This is a genomic window from Actinomyces provencensis, from assembly GCF_900155435.1.
Taxonomy (GTDB): domain Bacteria; phylum Actinomycetota; class Actinomycetes; order Actinomycetales; family Actinomycetaceae; genus Pauljensenia; species Pauljensenia provencensis.
Map to the genome: position 1 here is coordinate 3,289,622 of NZ_LT700212.1, position 8,662 is coordinate 3,298,283.

At 69.3% G+C, this 8,662-nt stretch carries 8 protein-coding genes and 1 riboswitch; of the genes, 6 read left to right on the top strand and 2 right to left on the bottom strand.

The genetic code is table 11. The features are described from left to right. From BQ9890_RS16520 to BQ9890_RS14260, 6 genes are all read left to right on the top strand, one after another. The coding region (locus BQ9890_RS16520) for a hypothetical protein (RefSeq protein ID WP_230297973.1) at positions 1-304 on the top strand (304 nt) is incomplete at its 5' end. After that, entirely contained in the window at positions 301-936 is a 636-nt protein-coding gene (gene purN / locus BQ9890_RS14240; protein ID WP_268258651.1) for a phosphoribosylglycinamide formyltransferase, read from the top strand. The genes BQ9890_RS16520 and purN, both read left to right, overlap by 4 nt. A 285-nt stretch (positions 937-1,221) precedes the next feature. After that, the gene (locus BQ9890_RS14245) at positions 1,222-1,710 is read left to right on the top strand and encodes a hypothetical protein (RefSeq protein ID WP_143226370.1); all 489 of its coding nucleotides are present in this window, start codon (positions 1,222-1,224) and stop codon (positions 1,708-1,710) included. A gap of 319 nt (positions 1,711-2,029) precedes the next feature. Next, entirely contained in the window at positions 2,030-2,362 is a 333-nt protein-coding gene (locus BQ9890_RS14250; protein ID WP_075892435.1) for a transcriptional regulator, read from the top strand. Then, positions 2,359-3,075, top strand: a complete 717-nt coding sequence (locus BQ9890_RS14255; RefSeq protein WP_075892437.1) for a nucleotidyl transferase AbiEii/AbiGii toxin family protein — start codon at positions 2,359-2,361, stop codon at positions 3,073-3,075. Before BQ9890_RS14250 ends, BQ9890_RS14255 begins: the two co-directional genes overlap by 4 nt. 3 nt (positions 3,076-3,078) lie before the next feature. Next, positions 3,079-3,165: riboswitch (ZMP/ZTP riboswitch) on the top strand. A gap of 30 nt (positions 3,166-3,195) precedes the next feature. Next, positions 3,196-5,058, top strand: coding sequence for a bifunctional phosphoribosylaminoimidazolecarboxamide formyltransferase/inosine monophosphate cyclohydrolase (locus BQ9890_RS14260; RefSeq protein WP_075892439.1), 1,863 nt, complete (start codon positions 3,196-3,198; stop codon positions 5,056-5,058). Between the two features lie 196 nt (positions 5,059-5,254). Here BQ9890_RS14260 and BQ9890_RS14265 read toward each other — a convergent pair whose 3' ends face one another. Together BQ9890_RS14265 and BQ9890_RS14270 are read right to left on the bottom strand one after the other, a co-directional pair. Next, complete coding sequence (locus BQ9890_RS14265) at positions 5,255-7,381, bottom strand: ABC transporter permease family protein (RefSeq protein ID WP_075892441.1); 2,127 nt, start codon at positions 7,379-7,381, stop codon at positions 5,255-5,257. Between the two features lie 80 nt (positions 7,382-7,461). Next, a complete protein-coding gene (locus BQ9890_RS14270) occupies positions 7,462-8,148 on the bottom strand; it encodes an ABC transporter ATP-binding protein (RefSeq protein ID WP_075892443.1) in 687 nt (228 codons plus the stop codon). Positions 8,149-8,662 lie beyond the last annotated feature (514 nt).

Below are 8,662 nucleotides of genomic sequence, written 5' to 3' on the forward strand. Positions count from 1 at the left end.
GGCCGGATCCGTGGCGGACGCGTCTGCCGGCGCCGTCACCGGTACCGGCGGCGTTCCCCCCACGACCACCGACGCGAACTCCTCACGGACGGGCTCCGCCTCGGTCCCCGACAGCGGCGACGACTCGGCCACGGGCACTGCCCGCCGAGCGCGGGAGTCCGCAGATGGGGACCCCGATGGGACCCCGACGGTCGCGCTCGACATCCGCGCCTCCAGTCCGGCCGAAGGCGCCACCGGGCCCGAGTCTGCGCCCGATTCTGAGCCCGACCCTGCTGACACTGCCGACCCTGAGGAGACGCCGTGACTGACACCCACCACGTGCCGCCATTGGCTCCGGCCCGCCTGGTCGTCCTCGTCTCGGGGGAGGGGTCCAACATGCGCGCCCTCGTCGAGGCCGCCACCGACCCCGACTGGGGCGCCACGGTGGTCGCCGTCGGTGCCGACCGCGAGTGCGCCGGCATCGAGTGGGCCCAGGACCGGGGAATCGAGACCTTCGTGCACGCCCTGCCCCGCGGGAGCGACCGGGCGCGCTGGGACCGGGAGCTCACCGATCTCGTGAGTGTCCATCACCCCGACCTCGTCGTCTGCGCAGGGTTCCTCAAGCTCCTCGGGCCGACATTCCTGGACGCCTTCGGCGGACGGACCCTCAACACCCACAACTCCCTGCTACCGGCCTTCCCCGGCACCCACGCACCCGCTGACGCGCTCGCGGCGGGTGTGAAGGTCACCGGCGCGACCCTCTTCCTGGTGGATGCGGGCACGGACACCGGGGCGATCCTCGCCCAGACCGTGGTGCCCGTGCTGGACGAGGACGACGTGGAGTCCCTGCTGGAGAGGATCAAGGCCGCCGAGCGCACCCAGCTGGTGGACACCGTGGGAGCCATGGTGCGTGGTGGCTGGGACGTGCGCGGGCGCCGCGTGGTCCTGCCCAGCTGACCTCCACTGCGCTGACACTGCTGGAGGCGATGCTCGGGATTGCCGCCCCTCGACCCATTGCTTCACCCGTCTGGGTCCGTCCATCGCGCCGATCCGGGGCCGTCTCGCGGGTGCCAACACACAACTCGGCTGCAATGAGCAGTGCTGTTGGGGACGCGAGGCTGTGACCAGCGACGATGGTCAGTCGACGAGGTCGGCTCATCGGAATGATGTGCTCTCTTCCCGGATCGTCCTGAGTTGGGTGGACCCGTCTCGGAACACGGCACGGTGTGGCACAGTGGGTACGTGTCCACTGACGGACATGTCTCCGGCACGCAGGGGTACGGAATGGCGACAAGAAGGCATGGCAGACTCGTTGTGGTCGTCGCTCTGGTCGTGATGCTCGGTGCCGCTGTCCTGGTGGCACTCCTTCCGCGGACACAGGCATTCATCGCCGAACGGGAGCTGTACGCCGCGATCGGGTCATACGATGCGGCGCGAGGTGACTTGGATGAGTACTTGTCGACGCCAGCTGCAGTGCTCCAGGAGTGTTCAACGACCGAAGAGCACGACACCTACTGCGAGACTCTGAGGTCAGAGGTCGCAGCGACGCGTCTGTTGGCCCGTCATGGTGTTCCCACTGGGCATGACCCCTCAGATGTCGACTCGATTCGCGACCGACTCGGCGCAGTCCAGTTCGAGACCGACGCCGCACATGACGCCCGCTCTCGGCTGGTCGAGATGGTGGCCCGGTCACCGTTCGCCCTGCGTGTGACTGGTGGTCAGTCCGGCTAGGTGCGACAGGCCCGCCCGGCCACAGCTCCAGTGTCCCCGACCCATCAGATCGCTGGTACGTCGCGGGAGAGAATGACCCATGCCAGCGACACCGGCATGTCAGCGAGTTTCACGGCATGATGGGACCTCATCCCCATGTTCCGCCTGCCGAGGCGGGAGCGGGAACAGGCCGTCTGGGTCCTCCGGAGGCGATGCACGGGATCGCCGCGAGGGCGCGGATCGGTGCCGGTCCGGGCCCCATCGCCGAACCCGAACCCGGAGTTGGACGGGACCGCTCTCGACCCGCCGGGTAGGCTGGAACCGGACGAGGGGGTGGACCATGGCCGAACCGACAGGAGCTCGCGTGCGGTTCCGCGACATCAAGCCCTATGACGCCCCAGTGTCACTCGACGAGCTGCAGGGGCCGCACGACGGTCCCATTGACCTGCCCCATGCGGTGCGCTGGCAGGCCGATCGGCTCGGTGTCGACGTGTCCAATCCCGGCTGGAGACGCATGGCCTACCAGGCGTTGCTCGCCGAGGGCACCGCCGAGGAGCAACGCCGTCTGCTGAACCAGGACCGTCTCATCGAGACATGGCCGGTCCTGAACATGGACCCGCGCGTGCGCCTGCTGTGGGAGGGACGCTTCCCCGAACTGCGGGATGCCGTGTGAGACGCGAGCTGGAGGAGCAACGGCGCATTGCGCGCTTGGCCCTGGAAGCGGCCGGCGAGGGATCTGGCTTCGCCTTGGCGGGCTCGGGCGCGATCCGCGAGCACGGGCTGATCGACCGACCCACTGAAGACGTTGACCTGTTCACCGTGCAGGACGTCGAGGTGGGCTTTGGCTCGGCGTTGGAGCGGATCATCGCCGCGTTGCAGGCGCTCGGCCACACCGTGGATGTGCGGAGACGGCAAGACACCTTCGCCCAGCTCACCGTCACCGGTCCGCAGGGGCACAGCACCGACATGGACCTGGGTGTGGACTGGCGGGCGCACCGACCTGTGCGTCTGGAGGTCGGCCCGGTACTGGCGATCGACGATGCCGTGGGCAACAAGGTCGCCGCCCTCTTCTCGCGCGCCGAGGCCCGCGACTACCTCGACATGGACGCAATCCGGCGTTCCGGACGGTACAGCGACGAGGAGCTGCTGGATCTCGCCCGGAAGGCCGATGCGGGCTTCGACCTGGAGTGGTTCGCCCAGAGCCTCGACCGCGTCGAGCGCATCCAACCCGAGGAGGTGCGCGTCTACCGCGTCACGCCCGACCAGCTCGCAGCCGTCAAGACCCGCATGAGCGCATGGGCCACCGACGTGCGCTCGCGGGCCGGGCACAATCCGCGACCGGTGCGCGACGGGCACCACACGCCCACCCCCGGCGCGGGCGGATAGACTGGCCCCGGTCGCGACTGGCGAGGGTGGGGAACCACCGGGGAGCGGCCGGGCACGACCCCGATGGCGTCGCCCGCCTGGGCGCTGGGGTACCGATCGCTCACGCACCCCGGAGGAATGATGTCCGTCCGCCTCGACAACCTCGAACCCATCGACGCCCGCCCGCTCACCCGCGCCCTCGTCTCCGTCTACGACAAGACCGGCCTGGTCGACCTCGCCCGGGCACTCCACGACCACGACGTGGAGATCGTCTCCACCGGCTCCACGGCCGCCCGCATCGCCGAGGCGGGGATCCCCGTCACCGCCGTCGAGGACGTCACCGGCTTCCCGGAGGTCCTGGAGGGTCGCGTCAAGACCCTCCACCCGCTGGTCCACGCCGGCATCCTCGCCGACCAGCGCAAGGCCACCCACCGCGCCCAGCTGGCCGAGCTCGGCATCGGCGCCTTCGACCTGGTCGTGTGCAACCTCTACCCCTTCGAGCAGACGGTCGCCTCGGGCGCCGGCTTCGACGAGTGCGTCGAGCAGATCGACATCGGCGGGCCCTCCATGGTGCGCGCCGCCGCGAAGAACCATCCCTCCGTCGCCGTGGTCACCGATCCCGGGGACTACCCCCAGGTGGTCGCGGCACTGGGGCGAGGTGGTTTCACGCTCGAGGAGCGCCGCGAGCTCGCCGCCCAGGCCTTCGCCCACACCGCCACCTACGACCTGGAGATCGCCCAGTGGTTCGCCGGGCAGACGGGGCGCGCGGACCTCGCGGCCGAACTGCCCGAGGCCGCGGACGAGGCCGTCGAGGGGACGCCGCTGGGCGCGGTGTTCCTGGAGGCCGGGGCCGACGAGGGCGGGGCCGGAGCCGTCCCGGACGCCGACCGCCTGCCCGAGGTCGTCGTCGGTGCCTTCGAGCGCACCCAGAGCCTGCGCTACGGCGAGAACCCCCACCAGGCCGCAGCCGTCTACCAGGAGTTCGACACCCCCGTGGAGGCGGGACCGGGCACCGACGAGGGCGACCCGTGCGAGTGTGGGGACGCCGACCACGAGCACCCCCAGGCCCCCGGGATCGCCCACGCCGTCCAGCTGCACGGCAAGGCCATGAGCTACAACAACTACACCGACGGCGATGCGGCCCTGCGCGCCGCCTACGACCACGCCCAGCCCTGCGTGGCGATCATCAAGCACGCCAACCCCTGCGGCATCGCGGTGGCCGACACCGTCGAAGAGGCCCACCGCCGCGCCCACGCCTGCGACCCGGTCTCCGCCTTCGGCGGAGTCATCGCCGTGAACCGGCCGGTGACGGTGGCCCTGGCCGAGCAGATCGTCCCGATCTTCACCGAGGTCGTCCTCGCCCCGGACTTCGAGGAGGGCGCGGTGGAGGTCCTCAGCGCCAAGAAGAACCTGCGCGTGCTGCAGGTCGTGCCTCCGTGCCGCGGGGGTGCGGAGTTCAAGCAGATCAGCGGGGGCCTGCTGGTCCAGCGCCGCGACGACGTCGATGCCCCCGGTGATGATCCCGCCAACTGGGAGCTCGCCGCAGGTGAGCCCGCGGACGCCGCGACGCTGGATGATCTGGCCTTCGCCTGGAGGACCGTGCGCGCCGTGCGCTCCAACGCCATCCTGCTGGTCAAGGACGGGGCCTCGGTGGGCGTCGGCATGGGGCAGGTCAACCGCGTGGACTCCTGCAAGCTGGCCGTCGAGCGTGCGAACACCCTGGGTGGTCGGGTCACCGGGGACGCCGCGGCAGATGTCGATTCCGCGGGCGGGGCCCGCGCGGCAGACGTCGCGGCCGAGGGGCCCGAGCAGCGTTCGCGCGGGTCGGTGGCCGCCTCGGACGCCTTCTTCCCCTTCGCCGACGGGCTCCAGGTCCTCATCGACGCCGGTGTGAAGGCCGTGGTCCAGCCCGGGGGCTCCGTGCGCGACCAGGAATCCATCGACGCTGCGAAGGCCGCCGGGATCACCATGTACCTCACCCACACGCGTCACTTCGCGCACTGAGACAGCGGTTCCGGGGGCGCGGGTCTGGTCGATCTGGGCTGTCCCGGGCCCCCGGAAGCTGCGGCAATGATCCTGCACCCGTGACGGCCGTCCTTCCTGTGCGAGGCGTTGCCAATCACGCGACGTCCCGCCAGGTGGGGCCCTACTGCGCGTTCCGACGTGGACGTGTGTCGGCTCCCCGCGGTCACACGGCTGCTCAGGGTCGCCAGGACCGGGTCGTACGCCTGGCACTGTGTCGTGCGCTCATGGAGGCGAGCGCGGTACCCAGCACGGTGACCGCCACCACGACGAGGACGTACACACGGCTGGGCTCGAAGTAGGTGGCGCCTTCGACCACACCGCTGCCGATACGGAGACCTGTGGGAAGCAGGTAGTAGGCGATGATCGCAATGATGCCGGAGACCAGGAGCGGTACGGCCGTGCGCCAGGTGGCGGCGCCCCCTGGCAGACCTGAGGAGCCCGTGAGGGCACCGACCGGGGCCAGCGCACGGGCGGTGGAAGCGCTGTCGCCCACGACGCTGGCACACAGCGCCCCGAAGATGCCGACCAGCCCCAGCGATCCCAGTGCAATCGTCCAGCTGGAACGGAGTGCAGAGAGCGAACCACCCGAAACCCAGACCTGCTGAGGGGTGTCGAGCTGGAGCCCGGGTGTCACCCGGTTCGCGCTGCGTTGCAGGGACTCAGCGTCCAGGTCTGCGCCGGTGGTGGAGACGATGAACATCTGGGTGGTGTCGTCACCGACATCGGTCGGGGTATCCGAGGAGAGTGGTTGGATGTCGATCGAGCCGTCCAAGGAGTAGCCACCCAGCTGCTGGGCGACGAGGGAGGTCATGGCACTGACCTCTGTCTGACCGGAGGCGCACGAGAGGTCAATCGCTGTGAGCGTGTCACAGGTGGCGTGCAGTGTGGCTCGAACAGGAGCCGCGGGATCGCTAGGCTCGGAGTAGGTGATCCAGGCGGGGTCAGCGCCCTCGGGCAGGGAGTCCAGCAACGAGTGGATCGCACTCTCCGGGACTCCACTCCCTGAGGCCTGGAGCACCGTGGTGCCGTAGACGGACGCCTGCCGGATGGCTTGGTAGTACTCCGTGCCCATGGCGCTGGAGAACAGCTGGACCTGTCCGGCCGCCAGGACGGCGAAACAGACGCCGATGGCCAACCGCGTGGACCGCTGTGCGAGGCGCTCGAGCTGTCGACCGCCCACCAGGGTTCCGGTGCTGCCGATGCGGAGCCCCATGCGAGCGGTCAGGGAACCAATCGCAGTGACGACCATCGACACCAACGCGGGGATGGTCAGGGCAACTACACCGACACCGATCAGATAGGAGAGGAGTCGAACGTATCCGTCCCTGCTCTGCAAGGGCACCCAGACAGTGATCACGGCAGCCACTGCACACGCCAAGGCACGCAGATGCAGACGTCCCATCCGATGGGGATGAGCCCTCATGGTCACGAGCTGGCGTTGGGCCAGGCGTGCTCCGACAACCGTCCCCAGGGACACCAGCAAGGCGGCCAGTACTGCAATCACCAGCCATGTCCCGGCGTGGCGGGTGTCCGCCGCAGGGAACGCCGCATCCAGCGCAGGAACGGAGACGTCCACCAGACAGGCGGCCCCCACCAGGAGTGCGCCCAGCGCGGTGCCCACCAGGACCGCGGGCAAGCCTTCCACCGCATCGATCGCAGCGAGGTGCCGTCTCTGCAGGCCCAACGCCATGAGCGTCCTGCTCTGGCGGATGCGTTCCTCCCCATTGATCCCCGATCCCAGGACCAGGGCAACCATCCCGGGCAGGACTAGGGTGCCCACCAGGAGCGCCTGGACCATCGACTGCGGGCTCGCGTTGAGATAGCCCTCCCCGTAGAAGCCGCCCGTGGGGTTGTCCCCGCCGAAGCCCGAGACTCCGGTCATGGAGGCCTCGTCCAGCGCCTCCTCGGTGGGTCGCATGTAGACGCGGCGCTCGCGGGGCACTTCCAGGCCCTCAGGGCCGATGGTCCCCGCGACCGGGCCGAACAGGTCAGTCCTGTCCCCGACCAGATCCTCCGCCAATGCGGGTGAGACCACGGCCTCACCCGGCTCCGGCCAAGACTCGACTCCCGGGGGAAGGGGGGAGTCCTCCGACACCGGTGCGATGACGACCACAGTGACGGGGCGGTTGTCGATGGAGGCGAAGCCACCGAAGCGGTACAACACACGCGTGTCAGCATCGGACTGCGCGATGACGGGACTGATCGCATCGGAGCGTTCCTGGCGGAGCGCCGTGTAGTCGGCCTCGACCACCATGGCGGCGAGGCCGATGCACACCAGGAGAGCCCCCAGACACTGGGCCACGGCCCGGGGTCCTCCCCAACGATGCTGGTCGGCGTGGCGCAGGTGCGCACCTATGCGCCACAGGCTTCCCCGGAGCCCCCTCATCGTGCGCTTCCCGTCCATGCGGTCTGCGCATCGTCGACCTCCAGCAAGCCGTCGCGGAGAGCGAGTACCCGATCTGCGTGGTCGGCGACGATCGGGTCGTGCGTCACCACCAGCACCGCGCACCCGAAGCGCTTCGGCAGCGAGAACAGCGAGTCGATGACCAGGTCCCGGTTTCCCGGGTCCAGGGAACCGGTCGGCTCGTCCGCGACCACCAGGGCAGGGGAGTTGACCAGGGCACGCGCAATCGCGATCCGCTGCTGCTCACCGCCGGAGAACTGGGTGACGGGGCGCTCCGTGCCCCCCACTCCCAAGGAGGACAGCAGATCCTCGGCGGTACCGCGCGCCTCAGTCTGGGGTCTGCCCGCGACCAGGGCTGGCAGCATGACGTTCTCCACGGGGGAGAGCTCATCGAGCAGGTGACCCGCCTGGAACACCATGCCGATGGCGTCGCGCCGCAGTGCGGACACCGTCTTCCCCATGCCGGCGCGGACGGGTGTGCCCGCGACCATCACGGTGCCGGAGTCGGGCTTCAGGAGCCCCAGGAGCACGGACAACAGTGTGCTCTTCCCGGAACCCGAGGGACCCATGACGGCCACGGACTCACTGCCCGCCACCTGCACGGACGTCCCGTCCAGGACCGTGTGCGCCCCGTAGCTCACCCGCACGTCGCGCACATCAAGCACCGGCGTGGAGGTCGACGGCTTGTATGGGCCGCCTCGACCCACATCGTGCGGTCGTCGCTGCCCTGCCCTCGTCAACCTCCACGCCATTGATACTCCCCTTTTGTGAGTGAATGGATGATCAGTGCCAGCTAGTGCAGGTGTCTAGAGCCAGCGGGATGTTCAAGCATGCACGGACTGCGGTGATGGTTACACCCAAGTTCTTGTAAACTGTGGTGCCTGCGCCGGAGTTGTTGTCCAAACGGTTGGTGGTGTTGTTGGCTTCCCCGTGAACGGAGCGGCTATCCGCTTTGAGGTCACTGACTGCAAGGGTGGTGGCCGCACTGTTGAACGCTCGCACCGAGGCGCTGCTTGCGTCGTGCGTGTAGCCGAAGGCGGGCGAGACGCCGAGCCCTCTGTGCCAACCTTGAGTAAGACACCCGGACAGTCCGGATCGGTGTCGTAGAGGGCGGGGAGGAGTTCCCCAGGATGAGTACGACGATGACGGCGCCCGCTGGGGCGGGGCAGGCTGTAGGCA